This window comes from Mycobacterium sp. SMC-19 (genome assembly GCF_045310815.1).
In the GTDB taxonomy this organism is placed as follows: domain Bacteria; phylum Actinomycetota; class Actinomycetes; order Mycobacteriales; family Mycobacteriaceae; genus Mycobacterium.
This window is the reverse complement of sequence record NZ_JBJIAM010000001.1, coordinates 98,697-123,973: the sequence shown is the minus strand read 5'-3', so window position 1 is coordinate 123,973 and position 25,277 is coordinate 98,697. Positions and strand designations below refer to the sequence as shown.

Annotated in this window: 22 protein-coding genes and 1 pseudogene; 10 read left to right on the top strand and 13 right to left on the bottom strand. The window is 67.4% G+C overall.

What is annotated here, in order from left to right:
- Position 1: 1 nt before the first annotated feature.
- The gene (locus ACJH5R_RS00605; RefSeq protein ID WP_406758712.1) at positions 2 to 589 is read left to right on the top strand and encodes a TetR/AcrR family transcriptional regulator; all 588 of its coding nucleotides are present in this window, start codon (positions 2 to 4) and stop codon (positions 587 to 589) included.
- Here ACJH5R_RS00605 and ACJH5R_RS00600 read toward each other — a convergent pair.
- From ACJH5R_RS00600 to glpX, 3 genes are read right to left on the bottom strand one after another with little or no spacing between them, the layout of a single operon-like run.
- Positions 546 to 1,895: an MFS transporter gene (locus ACJH5R_RS00600; RefSeq protein ID WP_406758713.1), complete on the bottom strand. Its 1,350-nt coding sequence runs from the start codon at positions 1,893 to 1,895 to the stop codon at positions 546 to 548. The genes ACJH5R_RS00605 and ACJH5R_RS00600 overlap by 44 nt on opposite strands.
- A gap of 15 nt (positions 1,896 to 1,910) precedes the next feature.
- Complete coding sequence (locus ACJH5R_RS00595) at positions 1,911 to 3,305, bottom strand: class II fumarate hydratase (protein WP_406758714.1); 1,395 nt, start codon at positions 3,303 to 3,305, stop codon at positions 1,911 to 1,913.
- Between the two features lie 25 nt (positions 3,306 to 3,330).
- The gene (gene glpX, locus ACJH5R_RS00590) at positions 3,331 to 4,362 is read right to left on the bottom strand and encodes a class II fructose-bisphosphatase (RefSeq protein ID WP_406758715.1); all 1,032 of its coding nucleotides are present in this window, start codon (positions 4,360 to 4,362) and stop codon (positions 3,331 to 3,333) included.
- A 65-nt stretch (positions 4,363 to 4,427) separates the two neighbouring features.
- On the opposite strand from glpX, the gene ACJH5R_RS00585 reads away from it, so the two are divergent.
- A complete protein-coding gene (locus ACJH5R_RS00585) occupies positions 4,428 to 5,057 on the top strand; it encodes a DUF4245 domain-containing protein (protein WP_406758716.1) in 630 nt (209 codons plus the stop codon).
- Here the strand turns inward: ACJH5R_RS00585 and ACJH5R_RS00580 are convergent, their stop codons facing one another.
- Both ACJH5R_RS00580 and ACJH5R_RS00575 read right to left on the bottom strand, forming a co-directional pair.
- The gene (locus ACJH5R_RS00580) at positions 5,058 to 6,146 is read right to left on the bottom strand and encodes an AI-2E family transporter (RefSeq protein ID WP_406758717.1); all 1,089 of its coding nucleotides are present in this window, start codon (positions 6,144 to 6,146) and stop codon (positions 5,058 to 5,060) included.
- A complete protein-coding gene (locus tag ACJH5R_RS00575; RefSeq protein WP_406758718.1) occupies positions 6,143 to 7,192 on the bottom strand; it encodes an NAD-dependent epimerase/dehydratase family protein in 1,050 nt (349 codons plus the stop codon). Before ACJH5R_RS00575 ends, ACJH5R_RS00580 begins: the two co-directional genes overlap by 4 nt.
- Positions 7,193 to 7,478: 286 nt before the next feature.
- Between ACJH5R_RS00575 and ACJH5R_RS00570 the strand changes: the two genes are divergently transcribed.
- The 3 genes from ACJH5R_RS00570 (at position 7,479) to ACJH5R_RS00560 (ending at position 12,323) form a co-directional block, all read left to right on the top strand.
- On the top strand, positions 7,479 to 10,049 hold the full coding sequence (locus tag ACJH5R_RS00570; RefSeq protein WP_406781084.1) for a LuxR C-terminal-related transcriptional regulator: 2,571 nt from the start codon (positions 7,479 to 7,481) through the stop codon (positions 10,047 to 10,049).
- Positions 10,050 to 10,596: 547 nt separating this feature from the next.
- On the top strand, positions 10,597 to 10,782 hold the full coding sequence (locus ACJH5R_RS00565; protein ID WP_406758720.1) for a hypothetical protein: 186 nt from the start codon (positions 10,597 to 10,599) through the stop codon (positions 10,780 to 10,782).
- Between the two features lie 65 nt (positions 10,783 to 10,847).
- A complete protein-coding gene (locus ACJH5R_RS00560; RefSeq protein WP_406781083.1) occupies positions 10,848 to 12,323 on the top strand; it encodes a PE-PPE domain-containing protein in 1,476 nt (491 codons plus the stop codon).
- Here ACJH5R_RS00560 and ACJH5R_RS00555 read toward each other — a convergent pair.
- The 5 genes from ACJH5R_RS00555 to ACJH5R_RS00535 all read right to left on the bottom strand — a co-directional run bounded on the left by ACJH5R_RS00555 (position 12,304) and on the right by ACJH5R_RS00535 (position 18,798).
- Positions 12,304 to 15,513 (bottom strand): adenylate/guanylate cyclase domain-containing protein, encoded by a 3,210-nt coding sequence (locus tag ACJH5R_RS00555; RefSeq protein WP_406758722.1) that lies wholly within the window; start codon positions 15,511 to 15,513, stop codon positions 12,304 to 12,306. The genes ACJH5R_RS00560 and ACJH5R_RS00555 overlap by 20 nt on opposite strands.
- 74 nt (positions 15,514 to 15,587) lie before the next feature.
- On the bottom strand, positions 15,588 to 16,697 hold the full coding sequence (locus ACJH5R_RS00550) for an NAD-dependent epimerase/dehydratase family protein (protein ID WP_406758723.1): 1,110 nt from the start codon (positions 16,695 to 16,697) through the stop codon (positions 15,588 to 15,590).
- Between the two features lie 43 nt (positions 16,698 to 16,740).
- Positions 16,741 to 16,983: an exodeoxyribonuclease VII small subunit gene (locus ACJH5R_RS00545; RefSeq protein WP_406758724.1), complete on the bottom strand. Its 243-nt coding sequence runs from the start codon at positions 16,981 to 16,983 to the stop codon at positions 16,741 to 16,743.
- A complete protein-coding gene (gene xseA, locus ACJH5R_RS00540; protein WP_406781082.1) occupies positions 16,973 to 18,214 on the bottom strand; it encodes an exodeoxyribonuclease VII large subunit in 1,242 nt (413 codons plus the stop codon). Before xseA ends, ACJH5R_RS00545 begins: the two co-directional genes overlap by 11 nt.
- Entirely contained in the window at positions 18,211 to 18,798 is a 588-nt protein-coding gene (locus ACJH5R_RS00535) for a lipid droplet-associated protein (RefSeq protein WP_406758726.1), read from the bottom strand. Before ACJH5R_RS00535 ends, xseA begins: the two co-directional genes overlap by 4 nt.
- A 96-nt stretch (positions 18,799 to 18,894) precedes the next feature.
- On the opposite strand from ACJH5R_RS00535, the gene ACJH5R_RS00530 reads away from it, so the two are divergent.
- On the top strand, positions 18,895 to 19,911 hold the full coding sequence (locus tag ACJH5R_RS00530) for a 4-hydroxy-3-methylbut-2-enyl diphosphate reductase (protein WP_406758727.1): 1,017 nt from the start codon (positions 18,895 to 18,897) through the stop codon (positions 19,909 to 19,911).
- Here ACJH5R_RS00530 and ACJH5R_RS00525 read toward each other — a convergent pair whose 3' ends face one another.
- Positions 19,912 to 21,081 carry a DUF6542 domain-containing protein gene (locus tag ACJH5R_RS00525; protein WP_406781081.1) on the bottom strand — a complete coding sequence of 390 codons (1,170 nt, stop codon included), beginning with the start codon at positions 21,079 to 21,081 and terminating at the stop codon, positions 19,912 to 19,914.
- Between the two features lie 71 nt (positions 21,082 to 21,152).
- On the opposite strand from ACJH5R_RS00525, the gene ychF reads away from it, so the two are divergent.
- Entirely contained in the window at positions 21,153 to 22,226 is a 1,074-nt protein-coding gene (ychF, locus tag ACJH5R_RS00520; RefSeq protein WP_406758729.1) for a redox-regulated ATPase YchF, read from the top strand.
- Positions 22,227 to 22,318: 92 nt separating this feature from the next.
- Here ychF and ACJH5R_RS00515 read toward each other — a convergent pair whose 3' ends face one another.
- Complete coding sequence (locus ACJH5R_RS00515) at positions 22,319 to 22,990, bottom strand: hypothetical protein (RefSeq protein ID WP_406781080.1); 672 nt, start codon at positions 22,988 to 22,990, stop codon at positions 22,319 to 22,321.
- 237 nt (positions 22,991 to 23,227) lie between these two features.
- Positions 23,228 to 23,446 (bottom strand): annotated as a pseudogene (locus ACJH5R_RS00510) (VOC family protein); the annotation flags it as partial.
- Positions 23,447 to 23,567: 121 nt separating this feature from the next.
- On the opposite strand from ACJH5R_RS00510, the gene ACJH5R_RS00505 reads away from it, so the two are divergent.
- The 3 genes from ACJH5R_RS00505 (at position 23,568) to ACJH5R_RS00495 (ending at position 25,250) form a co-directional block, all read left to right on the top strand.
- On the top strand, positions 23,568 to 23,849 hold the full coding sequence (locus ACJH5R_RS00505) for a type II toxin-antitoxin system Phd/YefM family antitoxin (protein WP_406781079.1): 282 nt from the start codon (positions 23,568 to 23,570) through the stop codon (positions 23,847 to 23,849).
- Complete coding sequence (locus ACJH5R_RS00500; RefSeq protein WP_406781078.1) at positions 23,849 to 24,112, top strand: type II toxin-antitoxin system RelE family toxin; 264 nt, start codon at positions 23,849 to 23,851, stop codon at positions 24,110 to 24,112. The genes ACJH5R_RS00505 and ACJH5R_RS00500 overlap by 1 nt, the downstream gene beginning before the upstream one ends.
- Before the next feature lie 130 nt (positions 24,113 to 24,242).
- Complete coding sequence (locus ACJH5R_RS00495; protein ID WP_406781077.1) at positions 24,243 to 25,250, top strand: alpha/beta fold hydrolase; 1,008 nt, start codon at positions 24,243 to 24,245, stop codon at positions 25,248 to 25,250.
- Positions 25,251 to 25,277 lie beyond the last annotated feature (27 nt).

The following is a 25,277-nucleotide window of genomic DNA, read 5'->3' as shown; positions in this document are numbered from 1 at the left end:
GATGACATCGCGACGCAGTACCGCGAGCCCAGCCGAGCAAGAGGCGGCCATCCTCAAAGCGGCCGCCGAAGAAGTCGGGCTGGTCGGGGTGGGCCGCGCCAGCCTTGATGTCATCGCCCGCCAGGCAGGAGTCAGTCGCAGCACCTTGTACCGGCGCTTCCCGACGCGCGACGCACTGATCACCGAGCTCGGTCGCCGGGCCTTCGACAATGCGATGGTTCAGCTGCGCACCGTCGCGGTGGACTCCGGGCCGAAGAACGCCGCGGTTGCGGCGTTTCGTGCCGGGTTGCGGCTGCTCACCACCGATCCGGTGGTGCGGAAGCTGCTGCGGCTGGACGCCGGTGTGCCGACGATGGCCGGGATGTACCAGGAGGCCGAGGCATTCCTGGACAGCGCGTCGAGCGCGATGGCCAAGGCGCTACGCGCCGCCGGAGCCACCATGCCCGACGGCGATTTGGTGGCTGCCGCCGAACTGCATGTGCGCCTGGCCGCTTCGATCGCCCAAGTGTCGACGTCGGTGCTCGACCCGGCTGACGAGCAGGCGGTCAGCGCTTACGCGAATAAGTATCTGGCGCCGCTGGTCTGGTAGCCGCTGGGGCGGAACCGAGCCGGAGAACGACGGCGGCCGAGGCCAGCGAGAAGGCCCCGACCACCCAGAGCGCGGCCCTGCCGTCGCCGGTCAGATCGGTCAGCCAACCCGTCACGTAGGGACCACCGAAGCCGCTGATGTTGCCCAGCGAGTTGATCAACGCGATGCCACCGGCCGCCGCGGTCCCGGTGAGGAAGGTCGAGGGCAGCGCCCAGAAAACCGGCATGGCGCACATGATCGAGCACGTGGTCACAGTGATCGCGACCATCGCCAGATACGGGTTGGCCATATACAGCGCTGCCGGAATGCTGATCCCGCCGGCGATCGCGGGGATCGCCACATGCCAGACGCGTTCGCCCGTCCGGTCGGCGTGGCGAGCCCAGGGCACCATCACGATCGCCGCGATCGCGTAGGGGATAGCGGTCACCAGGCCGCGTCCGATGATGCTGAGGTGGCTGCCGTACTGCTGCTGAAATCCCGAGACGATGGTCGGTAGGAAGAACCCAACGGCGTACAGCCCGTAGACGATCCCGAAGTAGACGAACGCCAGGGCCAGGATCCTCGGGTGGCTGAGCGCCTTGCGTAGCGGCCAGTGTTGACCGGCCTCGGCCACCGCACGCTCGTCGGCCAACGTGGTTTCCAGCCATTGGCGTTCGTCGGCGTCGAGCCAGCCGGCCGCGGCCGGGCGATCGGTCAGGTAGAACCAGCAGGCGAACGCCAACGCAATGGCCGGCAACCCCTCGACGAGGAACATGAACCGCCACCCGGCCAGACCGAAAACGCCATGGCCCCAGTCGATGACGAGCGCGGACAAGGTGGCGCCGATGGCCGTGGAAACCGGCACCGACACCATGAACAGCGAGACCGCCCGGGATCGATGCTTCTCCGGGAACCAGAACGTGAGGTAGAGGATGATGCCCGGGAAGAAGCCGGCTTCGGCCACCCCCAGCAGGAACCGCAGCGCGACGAGCGTCGCTGCGTTGGGCACGAAAGCGATTGCGGTGCTGACGATTCCCCAGGTCAGCATGATCCGGGCCAGCCAGCGTCGGCCGCCGAACCTGTGCAGCGCGATGTTGCTGGGTATCTCCAGCAACAGGTAGCCGAAGAAGAAGATCCCGGACGCGAATCCGAACGTGGTCGCGGTGAGGCCCAGCTCGGCGTTCATCCCGTTGGGCCCGGCGAAGCCGATATTGACCCGGTCCAGGTAGTTGACGACGAACAGCAGCGCCAGGAAGGGGATCAGCCGACGGGAGACTTTTGCCAGCGTCGCCCGGCCCAGCTGCGCCGCGGCGGGGTCAGGGTTCATCCGCGGCCTGGCGGATCAGTCCTTTACCTTGGCCATCGCCAACACGTCGAGGCGCTTGTCCAGCTCGGCCTCCGACAGGTTCTCGCCGATCAGGCCGCGGTCGATCACGGTCTGGCGAATGGTCTTGCGCTCCTTGAGGGCCTGCTTGGCCACCGCGGCGGCCTCCTCGTAGCCGATCGCGGAGTTCAGCGGCGTCACGATCGACGGGCTGGACTCGGCCAGTTCCCGCAGGTGCTCCTCATTGGCGACCAGCCCGACGATGCAGCGCTCGGCGAACAGGCGCGAGACGTTGGACAGCAGCGTGAAGGACTCCAGCATGTTGCGGGCCATCATCGGGATGTAGACGTTGAGCTCGAAGGCGCCGTTGCCGCCGCCCCAGGCGATCGCCGCGTCGTTGCCGATCACCTGCGCGGCCACCTGGGTGACCGCCTCGGGCAGAACGGGATTCACCTTGCCCGGCATGATCGAGCTGCCCGGCTGCAGGTCGGGCAGCTGGATCTCGGCCAGGCCGGTCAGCGGACCTGAACCCATCCAGCGGATGTCGTTGGCGATCTTGGTCAGCGACACCGCGATGGTGCGCAGCGCACCCGAGGCCTCGACCAGGCCGTCGCGCGCCGCCTGGGCCTCGAACGAGTTGGCCGCGGTGCGCAGCTCGGTGATGCCGGTCTCGGCGACCAGCACCTCGACCACCTTGGCGCCGAAGCCGTCCGGGGCGTTCAGGCCGGTGCCGACGGCGGTGCCGCCGATCGCCAGCTCACCGAGGCGGGGCAGGGTGGCCTGCACCCGCTCGATACCGGCGGCGATCTGGCGGGCGTAGCCGGAGAACTCCTGGCCCAGGGTGACCGGGACGGCGTCCATCAGGTGGGTGCGGCCCGACTTCACCACGGTGCGCCACTGCGCGGCCTTGGCGGCCAGCGCGTCGTGCAGCACCTGCAGCGACGGGATCAGGTGGCGCACTGCGGCTTCGGTGGCCGCGATGTGGGTGGCGGTCGGGAAGGTGTCGTTGGACGACTGCGACATGTTCACGTCGTCGTTGGGGTGCACCGTGACGCCGTTGGCCGAAGCGATCGAGGCGATCACCTCGTTGGTGTTCATGTTCGAGCTGGTGCCCGAGCCGGTCTGGAAGACGTCGATGGGGAACTGGTCGTCGTGCTTGCCCTCGGCGATCTCGGCGGCGGCGGCCTTGATGGCGGCGGCCTTCTCCGGTGCCAGCAGACCCAGGTCGGCGTTCACCTGCGCACACGCGCTCTTGAGCAGACCGAGCGCCCGGATCTGGGTGCGCTCCAGGCCCCGCCCGGAGATCGGGAAGTTCTCCACCGCACGCTGGGTCTGGGCGCGCCACAGCGCGGTCACCGGCACCCGGACCTCGCCCATGGTGTCGTGTTCGATGCGGTATTCGATCTCGCTCATAGCTTTTCCGGTCCTCGCTTGACGGTCAGGGCAGGGGATAGGCGGCGTGGGAGTCGCCGGTGAAGTCGACGGCCGAGTACTCGTTGAGCTTCGACAGCCGGTGATAGGCCTCGATCATCCGGACGGTGCCGGACTTCGAGCGCATCACGATCGATTGGGTGGTGCAGCCGCCGGGGTAGTAGCGAACCCCCTTGAGCAGGTCGCCGTCGGTGACGCCGGTGGCACAGAAGAACACGTTCTCCCCGGAGACCAGGTCTTCGGTGGTCAGCACCGCGTCCAGGTCGTAGCCGGCGTCGAGGGCCTTCTGCCGCTCGGCGTCATCGGTGGGCGCCAGCTGGGCTTGGATCGCCCCGCCCATACAGCGGATCGCGGCCGCGGCGATGATCCCCTCGGGGGTTCCGCCGATCCCGGCCAGCATGTCGGTGCCCGAGTCGGGCCGGCACGCCGAAATCGCGCCGGCCACGTCGCCGTCGGTGATCAGCCTGATGCGCGCCCCGGTGGCCCGTGCGTCGGCGATCAGCTGCGCGTGCCGCGGGCGGTCCAGGATGCAGACCGTCATGTCCCGGGCGGACAGGCCCTTGACCTTGGCGACCGCGGCGATGTTGTCCGCGATCGGCTTGGTGATGTCCAGCACGTCAGCGGCCTCCGGGCCGACGGCGATCTTGTTCATGTAGAACACCGCCGACGGGTCGAACATCGCGCCGCGCTCGGCCACCGCCAGCACCGAGATGGCGTTGGGCATGCCCTTGCTCATCAGGGTGGTGCCATCGACCGGGTCGACAGCGAAGTCGCAGTCGGGGCCGTCGCCGTTGCCCACCTCTTCGCCGTTGTAGAGCATCGGCGCGTGGTCCTTCTCGCCCTCGCCGATCACCACCACGCCGCGCATCGACACCGAGTTCACCAGTTCGCGCATCGCGTCGACGGCCGCGCCGTCGCCGCCCTCCTTGTCGCCGCGGCCCACCCAGCGGCCGGATGCCATGGCACCGGCCTCGGTCACCCGCACCAGCTCCAAGGCCAGGTTGCGGTCTGGGGCTTCGCGTCGAGTTGGTCCCGTCATGCCAGTCACGGCTGTTGATTCTCCCAGAGCCGGATCCGCACTGTTGAGCTGGGATACTGGCTTCCGTGAGCAACGAGCCCCAGCCGGCACCCAAGCCTGCCAAACCACGCATACTGCAGGACTGGCGTGACATGTTCTGGTCAATCGTGCCGCTGGTGTTGGCCTGTGTCGCGCTGGCCGGTCTGGCCGGGACGTGCGCGTTTCGCCCGGGCGGGATCACCGCCGGGCCGGTGCCGTCCTACGACGCCGCCACGGCGTTGAAGGCCGATGCGCAGACCCTGGGGTTCCCGGTCCGACTGCCGCAGCTGCCCGAGGGCTGGCAGCCCAACTCCGGCTCCCGCGGCAGCATCACCGATGGGCGCGGCGACGCCAAAGGCCAGCGGTTACGCGCGGTCACCTCGCGGGTGGGCTACGTCAGCCCGACCGGGATGTACGTGAGCCTGACGCAGAGCAACGCCGACGAGGTCCCGCTGGTCGCCTCCATCAGCCCCGGACTGCACCCGACCGGCAGCGAGGACGTCGACGGCACCCGCTGGGTGGTGTACCAGGGCGAGGGCGACCCGGTGTGGACCACCCGGCTGGCCGGAAAGGCCGGCGCGGCCCAGTTGGCGATCTCCGGTGCGGGCGGCCCCGAGCTGTTCCGGACTGTGGCGGCGGCCGTGCAGTCGCAGGCGCCGCTGCCGGCGACTCGGTAGCTAACCCTCTGCCAACAGCTCTTCGCTGGTCTGGTCGCTGGAGAACGCCGCCAGGTACACGTCGATGGTGGTGACGATGATGATCATCAGGACCGGGCCGATAACGATGCCCCAGAAGCCGAACATGGCGATGCCGGCGAAGACGGCCAGCAGCATCAGCGCGGAATTGAGCCGGGCGTCGCGCGGCACCAGCACCGGGCGCAGGAAGTTGTCGATGTTGGTCACCACGACCAGGTGGAAGAAGAACACGAACAGCCCGCCGATGACGTTGCCGAACAGCGCCATGCCGATGCCGAACGGCATGGTCACGATGCCTCCGCCGAGCGGGATGATCGACAGCGCGGTCAGCACGATCGCGAAGATGAAGAACGCCTGGTGGAATCCGCCGATGTAGATGGACGCGGCTCCGGCGACGCCCTGGCAGAACGCGATCACGAACTGTCCGCCGACGGTGCCGCGCACCATCGAGCCCATCTTGGCCAGGTACAGATCGGTCACCTCGGCGCCGAGTGGGTTGAGCCGGCGAATCAGGGTGTGCAGTTCCTCGCGGTGGGTCAGCAGCGCGAGGAACACGTACAAGAAGATGATCGCCGAGGTGACCGCGCCCACCACTCCGCCGACGGCGCCCTGCAACACGTGCAGCAGCAGCTCGCCGCCCTTCTGCGCCACGTTGACCATCGCCCCGCGCAGCGATTCCATGGTCAGCTCGACGTGCACAAACGGCACCTTGGCCAGCACGCCGTTGATGAACTTGAGCACCTTGTCGCCCAGCGCGTTGGGATCGGTCGCCTGCACCCATTCGGCGACCTCGCCGACCGTGCGAGAGATCTGCACGACGGCCAGAAAGACCGACAATCCGACCGGGACGATGACGGCGACCAGGGCAGCCAACAGGGACCCGGTGGCCGCCAGCCCGGTAGACACCCTGCGGTTGAGCATCCGGAACAACGGGGTGAACAGGTAGGCGCCGACCGCGGCCACCACGATCAGCACAAAGTAGGTGCGCAGGAAATAGGCGCCGAACATCAGCGCGATCACGGTGAAGACCGCCAGCGCCCGACGTTGGGTGGGAGTGAATTCGTGATTCATGGGCGTGGCTCACTCCATTTGTCGGCGATGGCCTGCCAGGGTCCGGCGAACCGCTGGCCATTGCGGTAGTAGGGGGCGCGGGTTCGCAGCACGGCGCGGGCCAGGGGCGAGACGGCCCGCAGCAGATAGCGCTGTGCGCCGGCTCGGGCCGCCGTCTCGGCAAGCATCTCCGGCCAGGAGTGGTGCTGGAAGCCGAGGGCCTCCTGGGCCCGCCGCGAGTCCATCCAGTCGGTGTTGAACCAGTCCTCGTCGCGGTCGGGATTACCGGGCAGCCCGGCGGGCAGACCGTTGACCAGTCCCAACGCAGCGGCCATCGCCGGTGCGACGTCGCCCTGGATCTGGCGGTGCGAGTCGTCGCCGCCGATCAGCAGGGTCTCCCCGACGACGGGCGCGGTGGTGGCGGCGACGAACGCCGCGGCGACGTCGCGCACATCGACGGTCTGCAACCTGCCGTCGCTGGGGAGCAGCTGCTCGAAGTACAGGTTGTCGAGCTTCATGTAGGAGCCCGGGTCGACGGTGATCACCCCGCCCAGCCGCAGGATGACCCAGTCCAGCGGCGAGGCGCGCACCAGTTGTTCGGCCTGCAGTTTGTGGTCGCCGTAGACGTCGGCGGGATTGGTCGGGGTGTCGGCGGTCAGCACGCCCGAGACGGTGTGCGGGTTGCGTGACCCGTACACCGCGATGCTGGAGGCCTGCACGAATCGCGGCGGTTTAGTTTCGGCGGCGGCCGCCGCCAACAGATGCCCGGTGGCCTCGACGTTGACGCGACGCGCCAGGTCGCGGCGCATGTAGATGAACGGCGGGATCACTGCCGCCAGGTGGATGATCGCGGCGGGCCGGACAGCGCCGACCAGCGCGTCGACGGCCGCCGGATCGGTCAGATCGGCGTAGCGCACCTGCACCGACGCCGGCAGTGCGGCGACCGCCTTGCGGTTGGCCGGGATGTCGAGGTCGGTCGCGACAACGGCGCGGCCCTCGGCGGCCAACCGACGCACCACTGCCGAACCGACCAGCCCGAACGCGCCGGTGACCAGGACCGTGTCCATGAGACCCCTCGATTGGAAAGTGTTCTCGCGATTTTGCCGGGAAACTCGGCTCAGCGACCGATCTTCCGGGTAAACGCCTCGCGGAATGTCGCGTCGGCAAGGACGCGGCCGGCCTGGGATCTCGGTACTGCAGGGAGCCCTAATTTCCCGATAAGCAGCTGGTCAGGGTGGATAAGTCTATTCTTTTCCGATCGGATGAATTCCGGATCGGCGGCGTAGCGATGAGCGTGACAATCGGGGCGGGATCGTGCGTTTGTCGTGGCCTTTGACCGCCCGTCCGGCGGAGATGCGGACTCTCGAGACTGCCCTCGTGGCCTCGGAGATCTCCGGAATCGTCGTCCATGGCGCTTCGGGTGTGGGGAAAAGCCGGATCGCACGTGAAGCACTGTCGGCTGCCGAGTCGCGGGGCAGTGAAACACGTTGGGCGGTAGGCACATCTGCGGCGCGCGCAATTCCACTCGGCGCCTTCGCGGCGTGGATGCCGCCGGGTGTCACCGACACGGTCCAGCTGTTGCGAGGGGTGATCGAATCACTGGTGGCCGCCCCCGCCGGCGCCATGGTTGTGGTGGGCGTCGATGACGCACATCTGCTCGACGACCTGTCGGCCTTCGTCGTGCACCAGATCGTGCAACGGAACATGGCGAAGGTGATTCTGGCCGTACGTGACGGCGAGTCCATTCCCGCTGCGGTGCATGAGATTTGGACCTCTGGTCGGTTCGAGCGGCTCGACCTGCAGCCGTTGTCGATCGAGGAGACCGCCACGCTGCTGTCGGCGGCCATGGCGGGACCGGTGGATCCTGATGCGGTCCAGCGGCTCTGGAAGCTGACTCACGGCAATGTGTTGTATCTGCGTCACATCGTCGAGCAGGAGGTCGCCGACGGCCGGATTGCGCAACAGCGCGGCTACTGGCGGTGGATTGGGGATCCGATCATGCCGCTCAGCCTGGTCGAGCTCATCGAATCTCGCTTCGGGACCCTGCCCGGGCCGATCAGCGATGTGATCGACACGCTGGCGGTCGGGGAGCCGATCGATCTGGCCGTCCTGACCCGGATCACCGACCCTGTCGCGGTCGAAGAGGCCGATACTCGCGGCCTGATCACGCTGGAGCCCAGCGTCGGTGGTGTTCAGGTGCGGGTCGCGCATCCGCTCTACGGTGAAGTGCACCGCACCCGAGCGCCGGCCACCCGGCTACGGCGTCTGCGCGGAGTGGTGGCCACTGAACTCGCCAAAGCCGATGATCGAGACGACATTCAGGTGGTGGTGCGGCGCGCCACCCTGAGTCTGGACTCCGACCTCACCCCCGACGCCGAATTGCTGATCCGGGCTGCTCGTGGCGCCGTCTGGCTGGCGGACCTGCCCCTCGCCGAGCGACTTGCCGGAGCGGCGATCCGCGGCGGTGGCGGGCCGGAGGCGAGTTTCGTTCGTGCACACGCATTGTCGTGGCTGGGCCATGGCCGGGAGGCCGACAGTGTGCTCGCCGAGATCGCCGCCGGCGACTTGGCCGACGGCGAGCGGGCCCGGTTGGCGTTTCTGCGGGCCAGCAACATGCTCTGGGCGCTCGGTGAGCCCGCGCGGGCGAAGGAATTCATCGATGAGGTTTCGCGCACCGTGCCGCGGCAGGCGCACAGTTACATCGATGCCTTCCTCACGGTGTACTGGTTTGCCGTGGACCGCCCGGATGCGGCGAGGCAGGCCGCCGAAGTGCTTGAGATGGAGGAGTTGCCCGCCGTTGTCGGCGCCGAGATTGCCTGGGTGCTTGCCGCCATCGCCGCGGACGCGGGGCGAACGGCCGAGGCCGTGGCCACCGCCGAGGCGGGGTATGGCGTCGCGGCCCGTTCGCTTGACGCTCCGCAGATGAGTTTCAACATCGCCGATGCACACATCGGCGCCTTGCTGATGGCGGGACGGGTGGGCGAAGCCGTCGAGGCGGCCGAGCGGGTCAGCCGGCAGGCCGCCCAGCTACCGGGGGCGGCGGGGTCGCTCGGTGTCGCCGTGGCGGGCCTGGCGGCCCTGGGTGCGGGCCGCCTGGACGCCGCGTGCCGGCTGCTGGAGCAGGCGGAAGCAGGATTGTCCGCCGGCCATGCCATCGGTTGGGGATACCGCTATCTGGTGCCGGGCATCACCGCGTCAGCCATGCGAGGTGCAACCGATGAGGCTGCCGCGGCCCTCGCCACGCTCGACAAGCCGCCACGTCCGTTCCGCTTGCTCGATTGTGACCGGAGCCTGGCCCGGGCGTGGGTGGTCGCCGGCCAGGGCGCAGTCAGGGAGGCGATCGCGGTCGTCAGGTCGGCGGCCCAGGCCGCCGCGGCCAAAGGGCAGTTCGCGGCGGAAGTGATCTGTCTGCAGACCGCCGCTCAGTTCGGCGATCGCACCGGTGCGGCCCGGCTACGCGAGCTCGAAGATGTCGTCGAGGGGCCGCGGGTAGGCCTGGCAGCCCGGTTCGCCGCCGCGCTACGCGACGGAGATGCCGGGGAAATGGCCGTGGTATCACTGGACTTCGAGCGGATGGGGGATCTGGTTGCCGCAGTCGATGCTGCCGCCCAGGCAGCGATCGAGTACCGCCGCCAAGACCTGCGCGGAACAGCGTTAGTCTGCTCGACCCGCGCCGCCGCCCTGGCCGAACAATGCGGTGGCGCGAGCACCCCGGCGCTGCGCCAGGCCGCACAGCCCTTGCCGCTGACCGATCGCGAGCAAGAGATCGTGATGTTGATCAGCGCGGGATTGTCCAACCGGGAGATTGCCGAGCGGCTGACCGTTTCTGTTCGCACTGTCGAAAGCCACATCTACCGGGCCATGTTGAAGACGGACACCAACTGCCGTGACGAACTCGCAGCCCTGCGCCCTCACCGCCGGTAGACCCGGAGACTGCAGTAGTGCACCACTGAACTACACCCGCCCCATGCCCGTGATGATTGATATGGACGCATCGGTACCAGGCACCAAGCGGGGAGGGTTGACATGATTGCCCCACGATCGTGCGGTCACGATTGGGCCAAAGACGGCACCCTGCTGCGCGTTGACTGCGAACGCGGTATCGGCTGGGTCGCGACGCATTATGACCGGAACCTGCAAGTCATCCAGCTGTTCAGGGGCTCCGTTGAAGAGGTGCACCGGACAGCACTGCGGTGGGCGCAGACATAGTCGGTCGGCCTCGAACTCCTTGGGCGGCAGTGACATGCTGGAGGGCCGGTCCCATCACTCCTGCGGCTGACTTCGTCGTTGCTGAAGTAGATCGCCGCGTTTCGCGCATCCGTCCGAGAGGAATCGGCGCGCGGGTGCCGAGGATGAGCTCGGTATTGCGCCAGTGCAACCGCGGGAGATTGCAGTAGTCCACCACTGCGTACTGCGTGTCGGAACAGAGTCACGATTTTCCGATCACAGTGCAGCAGAAAGAAGACCCATCATGTCCACGTTGTCTGCGGTACACGCCCATCCGTTGCACGTGCCGCACCTCAAGCACCTTCATGCGATGGAAGCCGTCGTGGCGATGTTCCACATTGGAACTCGGCCGGAACGGATCCACTATCCGCCGGACCTCAGCTCCTTTCTCGAGAATGCCGCGTTGGCACGAGAGATGCGCCGACTATGACGGCGCGAAGGACGATGAGGCGTACACCGACTTTGCCGGTCGTCTTTCTTGCCATAAGTACGGTGGTGGCCGGCACCAGCCTGATCGCCGTCCCCCTGGTGGCGGCATCGACCGCCCCGCAGGCCCGAGACATCCAACTCACCGGCGGCGGTACGGCGTTGGTGTATGACGGCAGCGGCGGCCCGATGCTGCCGCCCCCGCAGTTTCTCGATGCGATCAACACGCTGTATCTGGAGCCGGGCGGCTTCACCGGCACGATGCAGGCCGCGCTGCTGCCCAACGAGCTCTATCCGATCACCGGTGTCAAGAGCATGGGGTTCGGGGCGTCGGTGAGCCACGGACAGCCGATCATGCTCTCCGACATCCAAAACCAGATCGCCGCCGGCGGGGTGACGTCGGAGAATCCCCTCGTGGTTTTCGGCTACTCGCAGAGCGCCGCGGTGGCCTCGCAGATCATGCCGCAACTGCGCGACGCGGGTGTCCCCAGCGACCTGGTGCACTTCGTGCTGGTGGGCGATGTCAACAACCCAAACGGCGGCCTGTTGAACACCTTCGACTTTCCGGCCGGCAACAGCTGGGCCTTCACCGCGGCGAACTTCCCGTTCAGCCCCCCGACCCCGTCGGATCTGTATCCGACCGACATCTACAGCCTCGAATACGACGCCAGCGCCGACTTTCCGCGTTATCCGCTGAATCTGTTGTCGGTCCTCAACGCCCTGATAGGAAACTTCACCCAGCACTTCATCTATGCGAACCTCACCCCGGAGCAGGTTGAAAGTGCGATTCTGTTGCCGGGATCCGAGGCACTGTCCGGCGAAGGCCTCACCGAGTACTACATGATCCCGAGCGCGAGCCTGCCGTTGCTGATGCCGCTGCTGTTCCTCCCCGGGATCGGCCAGCCCCTGTATGACTTGTTGGAGCCCGTCACCCGGATCCTGGTGAACCTGGGCTACGGCAGCATCGACGAAGGATGGAATCAGGGGCCGGCGAATGTCCCCACGACGTTCGGGTTGTTCCCGCAGATCGACCTGGGCCAGCTTTCTACGGCTCTGGGCAACGGCTTGCAGCAGGGAATCACCGACGCCCTCAACGCCCTTGCGAATCCGGTCAGCTACGAAGAGCAGATCGCGCCCTGGCTGCCGTTCGCGGACTCGCTCTACACCCACGGATTCGCTCCGGAGAACCCGACGTTTAACGATGTGATGGAGGGGCTCCTCACGCTCGCCGGCTTCCCGGTTTCCGACGTGACGCTCAATTCACCGGTGGCCGACATCATCACCATGATCAACAGCACGCTGGCCTACGACTACTCGGCGCTGCTGCCCGCCGCCGACGCGGTCAGTGCGCTGTTCACCAGCCTCCCCGCGTATGCCGCGAACATCTTTGTCGACCAGCTTCTGGTCGGTGACCTTCTTGACGCGATCGGGCTTCCACTGGCGGCTTATTCAGGTCTGGTCCCGTTCGATCTGCTGCTCGGGGCTCCACCGGCACTGTTCGCGGCCCTCGGCACCCTGGATAACTTCATGGAGCTGTTCTCGTAAGCGCCCCCGCCCAGTCGATATGACGTTCGAAGCCAAGCGATTCCGCCAGTGCGCGATAGCGATTCACCGCTTCAGCGCCGGCCACGACATCACCGCGTGCACGGCACAGCAGTGCAGTCAGCCGCAGCAGGGCGATCTCGCACATCGCCGAGCATTGACCCGCCGGGAGGCTCGCCAACCAGTGAATTGCCTCGTCGGCTTCGGCCAGGTCGCCCTCGGCGCCTCGCTCCAGCAGTGTCTCCACCAGGACGCCGGTCCCCCACACGCCGTAGAAGACATTTCCGGCGTTACGCAAGTCGTCAACCGCGGCGCGCATCGCCGTGATGGCAGCGTCGTAGTCACCGCTGCGGGCGGTCTCCCGGGCGGCCCACACGTCGGTGACCGGGATGAGGAAGAGTGCGCGTTTGCGCAGCCAGATGTCGCGGCTCTGCAGGATCAATTCCAGCCCCCGATGACGGTCGGTGGCGTTGTCCCGATTGATCAGCACGACACCGAGCGCATAGCCGGCCAGCCCGAGTGCGCGATCGCTGCTGGCCCGTTGGGCACATTGCACCGCCTCCTCGCACGCGCGCTGCGCGGCGGCGCTGGGGCGAAGCACCCCGTACTGCAACGCGAAACCGTAGGTCCAGGCGACGGTGCTGCCCAGGGTTTCCGCGTTACTGCACAAGGCCATCGCAACGGCATCATGGAGGTCTTGGAGCCATCCGGCACGGCCCAGCCACCACCGGGCACTGCCACGCCATGCCAGTGCGATCGCGAGAGGTGATCCCACTCCGAAGTTGGCGCCCTTGGCGGGGTCGCCTTCGGCCAGGTCGACGATGGTCTGCGACCACCGCAAGATCTCGCCGAATTCACCGACACAGAGCCAGTTGACGAACGCCATGAACGCCAAGCCCATGGTCGGGGAGCGATCGCCGATCGACTCGAACAGCGCCATCTGCCGGGATGCCAGCTGCGCGCCCTCACGCGAGCGGCCTGCGTAGAGCAGCTCGGTGGCCAGCGCGGTCATCCCGATGGCCAGCGACACCTGGTCGCCGGCCGCGTCGCACAACGCTTGCAGTTCCTCGAAGCGACTGCGGCTTTCCTGGACCTCTCGGGCTTGCCAGTCGGTGGCGCACAACATGGTTCGCGGGGCGATCCGCATCGACAAATGTTCTGGGTCCGCTGTCGGTAGCGCGTCGGCGATGCGGCGGGCCCGTTCCCAGCTGCCCCGGGCCGCGACCAGATCGCGGTTGGTGGACCATGCCCCCGCGCGCATGTGCCAGGCATACGCGGCGCGCAGTTCACCGGCAGCCTGCAGATGTTCGGCTATCAGCGCAGCGTTGTCCTCCAGCGAGCCGGGAGCCCGTTCTTGGATCGCGGCGGCCAGCTTCCGGTGCCAGTGAGCGCGATCGGACTTGAGCTGCGATTCGTAAACCACCGTGCGGATCAACGGATGCCTAAAGGCATACTCGGCACTCGCGGTGAGGTCGACCTCGTCGATCAGCTCGGCCGCGAGCAACTCGTCGAACACCGCATCGACGCCCAGTGCGGGCAACAGCTCCGCGCCGAAGCGCGCTCCGATCACCGAGGCCGCGTTCAATGTTCGTTTGGCCCCACTGCTCAGCTGGTCGGTGCGCGCCTCAATGGCAGCCTGCACCGTGGGTGGCACCGTGACGTCCGCCGCCCGCGTGCGGCAGACGTAGCCACCGTGTTCGCCGTCCAGCGCCCCGCGCTGGGCCAACTCGCGCACCATCTCCTCGGCGAAGAACGGATTCCCGGCGGCTCGCCCGGCGATGATCGCGGCCAGCTCGCCGACCGACGGATCCGATCCCAACAGCTCGCCGGTCAGCGCCGTGATGTCCGAATCATCCAGCGGGGCAAGGACTATTTTCTGTGCATAGGGTAGATGTGTCAGCGCGCCGCGGTAGTCGGGGCGGTAGGTGATCAGCACCATCGAGGGGGTGTGGGGGAGCACCGCTAAGAAGTCCGCGATCAGGGAGTCGCTGACGGGATCGATCCAGTGCACATCCTCGATGATGAACAAAGTTGGTTCGGTGCGGGCCAGCGACGCCGAGTTGATCAGAGCTGTCAGCCGGCTGCGGCGGGTATCGGCGTCGATCTGGGGCAGTGTCACATCAGGGTCGGCGATACCCAGCAAATCATCGAGCAGCAGCAGATCCTGCGCGTCGGCGTGCCCAAAGCGGTCGCGGACCCGTGCGCGGGCGTCCTCGTCCCACAGGTCATCCACGCCGATGCTCGCCCGCAGCAGCCTCGACACGGCCTGAAACGGGATATCGCCGGCATGCGACTCGCAGAATGCCCACACCACCTTCACGCCGCGACCTGCCGCGGCCGCCGCGACCTCCCGGGCCATCCGGCTCTTCCCGATGCCCGGCGCCCCCACCACACCGGCCACACCGCCGTGACCGTGGATCGCGCGGTCCACCATCGCCGCTACGGTGGCCAGCTCCCCGCGCCGGCCGATCAGGCTGGACTCCGCCCGCCGGACCGCGCGATGCCGCTCGGCCATGCCCAACAGGCGGCGGGCGGGCACGGGTTCGGAGGCGCCCTTGATCCGAACCCACTCGACATCACCCAGTGCGGCCGCGCCCTCGACCAGCCCGGCTGTCGACGTGCTCAGCATGATCGCGCCCGGTGGCGCGACCGACTCCATCCGCTGGGCCATCCCGACCTGCTCACCCACCGCGGCGTAGCCGAACTGTCCCGAGCCGATCCCGCCCGCGATCACCTCACCGGAGTTCAACCCGACCCGCAGCCGCAGCTCGATGCCGTCGCGCTCGGCGACCTCGACGGCAAGCCGCTTCGACTCCTCTTGAATATCCAAGGCGGCCAGGCAGGCCCGCACGGCGTGGTCTTCCACGGCGACCGGGGCGCCGAACACCACCATGATCCCGTCGCCCGTCCACTGTGCGACCGTGCTGCCGTAGCGCTGTACCACCTCCGCGCAGCGGTCGGCGAGGTCGGCCATGATCTCGCGCAACCGCTCGGAACCCACCGCCGCGGCGATGTCCATCCAGTGCACCACGTCGGCGAACAGCACCGTCACCTGCTTGTATTCAGCCGGTATCGGTGCTGCCAGAACCGCCGCTCCGCACTCATTGCAGAACTTGAAGGTCGCGGGCAGCCCCGTGCCGCATGAACTGCACACCAAGGCTGGCAGTTCCGACAGCGGCCCAACGCCGTTCACGTCGTTATCGTGTCACCGCGGACCCATAGCTGGATACCGCGTTCGCCGAGAAACTTCCCAGCGCTGAGCTGGGGCTACTCCGGGTGCGGCTCGGCGACCACCGTCGCCAGGTGCGGATTCGCCTCGGCCTTGACTACCTCGAAGAGCTTCTTGTAGTAGGGCATGCAGTCGGCCATGGCCTGCTCGGTGGTGAACAACGGCTGGTAGCCGAGGTCGCGGCCGGCCTTGGCGATCGAGAAGTAGTTGTTGAGGTAAAGCCGTTCCACCGCACCGGGTTCCAACATCGGCTCGGGCAGACCGAACCGGAAGTGCAGCCACTGCCAGGCGAACATCGCGTCGCGCACCATCCGGCCCGAGACCCGGATCCGGGGCCAGCGCTCTCCGCACGCCTCCATGACCGGTCGAGCGAACTCGAACATGTTGATCGGTTCGCCGTCGTTGATGAAGTAGGCCTGACCGGGTGCCGATCCGCCGGGAACCAGGTGCTCGGCGGCCAGGATGAAGCCGTGAATCAGGTTGTGCACGTAGGAGTTGTCGAGCTTGGCGCGCTTGCTGCCGACCAACACCTTGACGTGCCCGGCGACCACGCTTTCGAACAGCTTGCGGAACATGGTCTGGTCCCCGTCGCCCCAGATGCCCGACGGCCGGATCGCACAGGTCAGCATGCCGTCAACGCCGTTCTCGCCGAGCACGAACTTCTCGGCGACCACCTTGGTCTCGGTGTAGAGGTCGTTGAACTTGGTGGTGTAGGCCATGGTTTCGTCGCCGCCGGAGATGGCCTTGCCGCCCATCACAACGCTGTTGGAGGCGGTGTAGACGAACCGCTTCACCCCGGCCCGCTGTCCGGCCTGCACCAGGTTCTTGGTGCCGTCGACGTTGACCGCGAAGCTGCGCCGGCGGATCTCGTCGGTGACCTTCGCGCCACCCTGCAGATCGATGATCGCGGCGGTGTGGAACACGGTGTCGATGTCGGTGACCGCCGCGGCCACCGTCTGCGGGTCGCAGATGTCGCCTTCCAGCTTCTGCAAGTTGGGGTGGTCGGGCAGGCTCGACGGTGCGCGGTCGAAAGAGCGCACCTGGTAGCCGCGTTCCAGCAGGGTCTTGACGAAATTGGTCCCGACGAAGCCGGAGCCGCCGGTGACCAGTACCCGGCCCAGTTCAGTAGTCAGTGAAGGATCACCCATCGGGCGAGCATAACTGAACGTGTTTCAGTTCTTGTGGTTGAAGTCACCCGCGGGCGTCATCGCCGGGCTCGGATTCCAGCACTTCCTGCACCCGGCGCCGGGCGCCGGCCAGGTGCTCTTCACACCGCTTGGCCAGCTGCTCGCCCCGTTCCCACAGGCTCAGCGACGCGTCGAGATCCATCCCGCCCTGCTCCAGCCGCTGCACCACGTCGATCAGCTCGTCGCGGCATTGCTCATAGCCAAGCTCACTAACGGGTGTCACCGGATCGGCTTGCTCAGCTGCCATCGACACACCCCTCACTCGTTGCCGCGACGGCCCCGTCGGCCACCCGGATTCGCAGTCGGGTGCCGGCCGCCGCATCGTCGACCGACCGCAGTACGTGCGGTCCCGCCGCGCCGACAGTCTGGACGACCGCGTAGCCGCGCGCCAAGGTCGCGGCCGGGCCCAGGGTAGCCAGCCGTGCCGACAGGTGCCCCACCCGTTCGCTCTGCACGGCGATCAGCCGGGCGACATCACGGCGCACCGCGGCCAGCGCCCGCCGCACCTCTTCGCCGCGCTCGGTCAGCGCGCGCAACGGGTCGGCCAGCACCGGCCGGCTACGCAGCTGCATCAGCACCCGGTCCTCGCGCACCACCCAGTTGCGTACGGCCTGCGCGCTGCGTCGCCGCAGGTCATCGACCAGGGCCTGTTCGGCGGCGGCGTCCGGGACGATCCGCTTCGCCGCATCGGTGGGGGTAGCCGCGCGCAGGTCGGCCACCAAATCGCACAACGGGCTGTCGGGTTCGTGACCGATCGCGCTGACCACCGGGGTACGGCACGCCGCGATGGCCCGGCACAGGGTTTCGTCGGAGAACGGCAGCAGGTCCTCGACGCTGCCGCCGCCGCGGGCCAGCACGATCACCTCCACGGCCGGGTCGGCGTCCAGCTCCCGCAGCGCCTCGACCATCTGGGCGACCGCGGTGGGTCCCTGCACGGCGGTGTTGCGCACCGCGAAGCGCACCGCCGGCCAGCGGGTGCCGGCCACCGCCATGACATCGCGCTCGGCGGCACTGGCGCGCCCGGTGATCAGGCCGATCGTGCCCGGCAGGAACGGCAACGGCCGTTTGAGTCGCGGATCGAAGAGTCCCTCGGCGTCCAGCAGCCGGCGCAGCCGCTCGATGCGGGCCAGCAGCTCACCGATGCCGACGGCACGGATCTCGGTCAGGCGCAGCGAGAAGGTGCCCCGGGCGGTGTAGAAGTTGGGTTTGCCGCAGACCACCACCTGGGTGCCTTCGGTCAGCTTGACCGGCGCTGAAGCCACCAGTTCGGGGCTGCACGTCACCGTCAGGGACATGTCGGCGGCGGGGTCGCGCAGCACCATGAACACCGTCCGCACGCCCGGGCGCAGGTTGATCTGGGTGAGCTGCCCCTCCACCCACACCGATCCCAGCCGGTCGATCCAGCCCTTGACCCGGATGGCAACCGCGCGGACCGGGAACGGGTTCTCGGCGGTTTCGCCCGGCGCGGGGGCGGTCACTTTGCGGTGGTGCGGGTGATCCTGTTGGCCAGCAGCGTCTGGAACGGTGCCCGGGCCTTGGTGGCCTCTTCGTAGGCGAGCAGGGTCTCCAACTCGTCGAGGCTGAGCGAGGCCAGCCGGGCCCGCAGCTGGGCCAGGGTCAGCGAGCCGTAGTCCAGTTCGTCGACCAGATCGGGGACGGGCACGTCGGAGTTGGCGGTCGTGCTCGGCGCGCCGTTCTCCACGGGAGGGGTAGCCCCGTCCTCGCTGAACGAATAGAGGGCGAACCGTCCGTCGGTACGCGGGCCGGTGTCGTCGTCGTCATCGAAGGTCGCGGCCGCGCCGTCGACGCTGTCCTCCACGTCATCGTCGAAGGTCGCCCACTCCGGCTGCTCATCCTTCGGCGGGAACAGCGACTCGAGGGTGGTGTCGCCCTTGTTGACCAGCTCAGCCATACCCTGCTGCCAGCGCATCACCGCGTGCGCGGCCTGGCTGGCCAGCGTCATCGGGTAGGTCAGGATGGTTTGCGGCAGCTTCAGGGTCTCCTCGACCGCGACGGTGGCCGCGCCGACCAGAAGCCGGACTCCAAAGGGTGCGTTTGCCATGGCCCCCAGCCTGCCTTACCTGCCGGTCATCTCCAAGTATTGACCGGCCTGACGCGAGCTGGCGGTCTCGTGTCGGCAGACCGTACGCTGGTTGCCATGCCCCAAACCGTCGACGTGGAGATCGCCTACAGTTCAGCCGCGCGGGCGAGCGGCGCCCCCGCTGGCAAGCGGGTGCTGCTGGCGGAGCCACGCGGGTACTGCGCGGGCGTGGACCGGGCGGTCGAGACCGTCGAGCGGGCCCTGGAGAAGCACGGCGCCCCGGTGTACGTGCGGCACGAGATCGTGCACAACAAGCATGTGGTGGACACCCTGACGAACAAGGGCGCGGTCTTCGTGCACGAGACCGACGAGGTCCCCGAAGGCGCGATCGTGGTGTTCTCCGCGCACGGCGTCGCGCCGACCGTGCACGAAACGGCCGCCGACCGCAACTTGCGGGTGATCGACGCGACCTGCCCGCTGGTGACCAAGGTGCACAACGAGGCCAAACGATTCGCCCGAGACGGCTACGACATCCTGCTGATCGGCCACGCCGGCCACGAAGAGGTCGTCGGGATCATCGGCGAGGCCCCCAACGACGTGCAGTTGGTCGACGGGCTGGACGCGGTGGACTCGGTGCAGGTCCGCGACGAGAACAAGATCGTGTGGCTGTCGCAGACCACGCTCAGCGTCGACGAGACCATGCAGACAGTGCTCAAGCTGCGTGAACGGTTCCCGAACCTGCAGGACCCGCCCAGCGACGACATCTGCTACGCCACCCAGAACCGCCAGACCGCGGTCAAGGCGATGGCCCCGGAGTGCGAGCTGGTGATCGTGGTGGGCTCGCGGAACTCCTCGAACTCCTGCCGACTGGTCGAGGTGGCGCTGGGTGCCGGTGCCCGCGCCGCCCACCTGGTGGACTACGCCGAAGACATCGACCCGGCGTGGCTGGCCCCGGAGGCCGGCGAGGTGCAGACCATCGGCGTCACCTCGGGTGCGTCGGTGCCGGAGATCCTGGTCCGCGGCGTGCTGGAGCGGCTGGGGGAGTACGGCTACGGCACGGTGTTCCCGGTGGCCACCGCCAACGAGACCCTGGTGTTCGCCTTGCCCCGCGAGATCCGGCCGAGTCGCCGGTAGCTAGACGTCGAACTCCCAGGAGTCGACGTCATCGCGCGGTTGACGGGAGCGGGCGCGGGGTTGCGCCTCGGCCTCGTCGGCTCCGGACCTGCGGTAACGCACCTGAGAAACGGGATGCCGAGTGTCGGTCCCGTTGCCGCGCCCCTCGCCACCTGTCGGGGCCGGTCGGCGCCGGGGCATCGAGTCGGGTGCGTCGGAAGGGCGGTAGCTGCGCGGATGCGGATCCCGGTTGGTCCTCGAGAGCGGGTCACCGGAGCGCGGTGAGTCCTGGGGCGGGCGCGGACGCCGCCGCGGCTCGTCTTGCCAGTCCGGCGCCGGCCGCCGGCGGGGTTGGCGCTCATCGTGCGCCTCGGGGGCCGGGCGTCGCCGCCGCTGCATGGGTTCGTCGCGTCCGTCGGCTGCCGGACGACGGCGCGGGCGCGGCTGCTCGGCGGCGCGGGCGTCCATCTCCGGCCGGACGTGCCGCGAACGCGTCGGCGCCGAGCCGTTGGCTGCGCCGCGGCGCTCGGTGGAGCGGGTGCGGGAGCGGGACCCGGAGGCCGCGCGGGCGGCCCGACGCGATTCCGCGGTGGCTCGGCGGGGGCGCTGGCCAGGGCGCTCCTCGCGGGAGGCCGGCTGCTCGATGGCGTGCGCTGGGTTGCGGGTGAGGGCCGAGGTGAGCATGGCGCCGATGCGGTCGCTGAGCGTGGCCCGCTTCGAAGTGGCGTCGTCCTGGGTGTCGCGCTTCGCGGTTCCGCCCAGCATCCCGAGATACCAGCGAACCATCCCGATCAGCAGCACGGCCGCGGCCGTGAACAGCATCAGCGGGAATCGTTCGATCAGGGGATAGCCGCAGTTGATGACGATGGCCTTGAGGCCGGGGAATCCGCCGCCGCGCAGCACCCAGTACGCGCTGGGCACGCTGACGAACAGGATCAGCGGGGGCTGGACCACCGTCGTGAACACGGCCGATTGCTGCACCATGAGCACCGCGGCGATACAGCCCATCGCATAGAGCGCGGAGAAGACGATGGTCAGTTCTTTGTCTCCGGAGCCGGCGTCGAACGCCACCCCGATCGCGGTCGCGACCACCGCCACGGCCACGGCACTCCACCACGGCAAACCGGCGATGCTCGGCAAAATCGAACGGTGGTCAGCGGCCACTGCCGACTTCTCCCGCGCTACTGCCACACACTGACGGTACCGGCTGGCGGCGGCGGGGGCGCACGGCGGCACGCCCCGGGCTCTAGACTTGGCTACCCGTGAGCCTGAGCCTGGGAATCGTGGGGTTGCCCAACGTTGGTAAGTCGACCCTGTTCAACGCGCTGACACACAACGATGTGTTGGCCGCCAACTATCCGTTCGCGACTATCGAGCCGAACGAGGGTGTGGTGCCGCTGCCCGACCCCCGGCTGGTCAAGCTGGCCGAGATCTTCGGCTCCGAGCGGATCTTGCCGGCGCCGGTGACGTTCGTCGACATCGCCGGCATCGTCAAGGGCGCCTCGGAGGGCGCCGGCCTGGGCAACAAGTTCCTGGCCAACATCCGCGAGTGCGACGCCATCTGCCAGGTGGTGCGCGTCTTCGCCGACGACGACGTGGTGCACGTGGACGGCAAGGTGGACCCTGAGGCCGACATCGAGGTGATCGCCACCGAGCTGATCCTGGCCGACATGCAGACCCTGGAGAAGGCGGTCCCGCGGCTGGAGAAGGAAGCCCGCAACAACAAGGACCGCAAGCCCATGCACGAGGCCGCGGTGGCCGCCGCGGCGATCCTCGACACCGGCAAGACCCTGTTCGCCGCACGGGTGGACACCGCGCCGCTGCGCGAGCTGAACCTGCTGACCACCAAGCCGTTCCTCTATGTGTTCAACGCCGACGAGTCGGTGCTCACTGACGCCGCGCGGGTCGCCGCGCTGCGCGAGCTGGTGGCCCCGGCCGATGCGGTGTTCCTGGACGCCAAGATCGAAGCCGAGCTCGCCGAGCTCGACGACGAGTCGGCCATGGAGCTGCTGGAGTCGATCGGGCAGAGCGAGCGCGGCCTGGATGCCTTGGCGCGGGCCGGTTTTCACACCCTGAAGTTGCAGACCTATCTGACCGCCGGGCCCAAGGAGGCGCGGGCCTGGACCATCCACCAGGGCGACACCGCGCCCAAGGCGGCCGGGGTGATCCACACCGATTTCGAAAAGGGCTTCATCAAGGCCGAGGTGGTCTCCTACGACGACCTGGTCGAGGCCGGATCGATGGCCGCCGCCAAGTCCGCCGGCAAGGTGCGCATGGAGGGCAAGGACTACGTCATGGCAGACGGGGACGTGGTCGAGTTCCGGTTTAACGTGTAGGCCCGGCTGTTGACTCTGCAGCCATGGCGAGCGGTTCTCGAACTTTTGCGCCCTGACCGCAGAGTCGACGGCTGATGGCGGCAACGCCGTATTCAGCCGGTGACATTGTTCGGCAGCGCGGTCTGGTGGAGTTTCCGCTCCGAGGCCCGAATCAGGGCGATGGAGACGACGAGATACCAGGCCAAGGTCGACACGGCCGGAGCAAACGCGGTGAACCCGCCTTCTGGCGACAAGGGGCCATCGGTGATGAACACGCCGACTGTGGAACCTACGCACACGAGCACTGTCAAGGTCGCGACGTAAGCCGTCCAGCGCGGCAAGTCCGCGGTGTTGAGAACGCTGAACGCGTAGGCAAATGCGGCGATTCCGGTGACGAAACCCCACGCCAGGATTGTGATCGCGGGGAAGTGGGCGCCGATGGTGTAGAGCAACTGGCTATCCAACTCGGCGGCAGCCTGCGCGATGGCGATCTGAAGGCCCATGGTGACGATCAGGAGAGCCCCGATGATCATCTGGGCGGTCAAGAACAGTTCGCCAAGGTAGCCGTTCGAACGGCGCAACGTCCGGCTTACGGCAACCGAGAACATCAACAGCAGCGGCACGGCCAGCGGGAACAACCACCCTTGCATGACGAGCAGGCTTTGCTTTGAGATGAAGTAGTTCTGATAGGTGATGGCTTTACCGTCTGCCGTTGGGGCCGCTCCTGGAAGAGCGCCCGCGACCAATGCGATCACTACGTAAAGAATTCCGGCGATACCGCCCATCCGTAACCATCGGCTGCTCTCCACGATGATCCCTCACTCAACCAACCGGTACCTGCGTGAACATATACCTCACGAGGCCCCGCTGTGCGCGAACGACGCTCAAGAGAACCGGCGTTCTTAACCGCCTCAAATCGCCGCGCTCCGGCGTGTGAACGGGGCGGCCTGCGCGATCTTTCGTTGCTAGGCGCCACGATGAAAGGGCCCCGACAGCCCTTCGCATGTAGGTGACGCTCACCGTCACATGAGGCGCAGCAAGCCCGCCCGCATAGCCATCATCGCCACGCCCTCCTGGTCCGCATCTTCGTGACCACCACCGCCCCCGCCGAGGTCTTCGACCTGGCAATGGCCCGCTTCGATGTCGTCTACCTGGATGTGGAGGTGGATGCGGAACTTCGTCGACTTCGACCCATGCACCCGATGGAAGGTCAGTCGCGGCGTTGCACTTGATCGAGATCCGAGGCTTGCCGGTGCAGTCGATCGTCACCCTGACCAGCGATTGGCCATGCCACCCCCGTCTATCCACACTTTTCGGCTACTGACGCCACACCCGTTCTATCATCGCGCTAGAATTCTGTACATGACTACATTGCCAATCGCGGATGTACGGGCCAACCTCTCCAAGTTGGTGGACGAGGCGGTGCGTACTCATCAGCGGGTGGAGGTGACCAAGAACGGGCGTCGCGCCGCCGTCCTGATCGGTGCCGACGACTACGATTCTCTCATCGAGACGCTCGAGATTCTGGGTGATCGAGAAGCTATGGAGGCCATCCGTGAGGCGGACGCCGATATCGCCGCTGGTCGGGTCTACCCGCTGGACGAGGTGGAGGCCGAACTCCGCGCGAAGGGCATCATCACTTAATGACCTACCGGGTCGAACTGACTCGACGTGCTCGGCGAAGTCTGTCCGAGGAGCTTCCCGAGGTTGTCGCCGCGGCCTGTTGGGAGTTCATTCGCGGTCCGCTCGCCGAGGACCCTCATCGGGTCGGCAAGCGCCTGCGTGACGAGTTGGCTGACCGCTGGTCGGCGCGGCGCGGCGCGTTTCGGGTTGTCTACGAGATTCATGAGGACATTGTCGTTGTCCGGATAATCGACGTACGACATCGCCGTGACGTTTATCGGTGACGCGATCCGGGTTTGCGGCGAGCGGGCCGGGTGGTGGGAACGGGTCGTGCGTTAAATCCTCGAAACATCGGGTGCGCAACGGGCCAATAGGCGGTTAGCTGGCGGTAACTGCGGACAGAGGGGGCGCCGGATGGCTGCGCATAAGCCGCGATTGCGGCGGGTCTCGAATGATCCGGCCCGAGTCGAATACCGAACCGTGCACGGATATCGCCGGGCGTATCGGGTGGCCGGGGACGGGCCGCCGCTGCTGTTGATCCACGGGATTGGAGACAATTCGTCGACCTGGGAGCCGCTGATCCCGCTGCTGGCGCAGAAGTACACGGTGATCGCCCCGGATCTCCTCGGTCACGGGCTCTCGGATCAGCCGCGCGCTGATTATTCCGTCGCCGCGTTCGCCAACGGCATGCGAGATCTGCTGTCGGTCTTGAATTTTGACCAGGCGACGGTCATCGGGCACTCCTTGGGCGGCGGGGTGGCGATGCAGTTCTGCTACCAGTACCCACAGATGGTTGGGCGGCTGGTGTTGGTGGCCGCCGGCGGTGTGAAGCGCGAGGTCAACCCCGCGCTGCGGCTGGCGTCGCTGCCGGCCGCACCGCAGGCGCTGGCCGCACTTTCAGTGCCAGGATTTGAGACAGCGCTTCGGATGGTTCGGGGGCGGATCGACAAGGTGAACCTGCCGGCGCTTCTGGTCGATCTGCCCGAGATCCTGCGGGTGCTAGGTGATTTGAGTTCGCCGAAAAAGCGGGCGGCATTCGTGCGGACGCTGCGCGCAGTGGTGGATTGGCGCGGGCAGATGGTCACGATGCTCGACCGCAGTTATCTCACCGAACGGCTCCCGATCATGATCGTCTGGGGCACCCACGATCTGGTGCTGCCGTATTCGCACGCCAAGCTCGCACACGCCGCCATGCCGCATTCGCGGCTGGAAACCTTCGTCGATTCCGGTCATTTCCCGTTCCGTGACGACCCCCTGCGGTTCGCCGACCTCGTCGACGACTTCATAACCAGCACGGTGCCGCTGGATTTCGATCTGGAACGGTGGCGTCGGCTGCTCACCGACGGAGCGGCCGACCCAGGGGTGGCGGATCCGGACGAGGAGTTGCTGCGCGCGTTGACGGACAGCCGCAGCGCCACCTGACCCGCGGGTTCTGGCCTGATAAGCGAT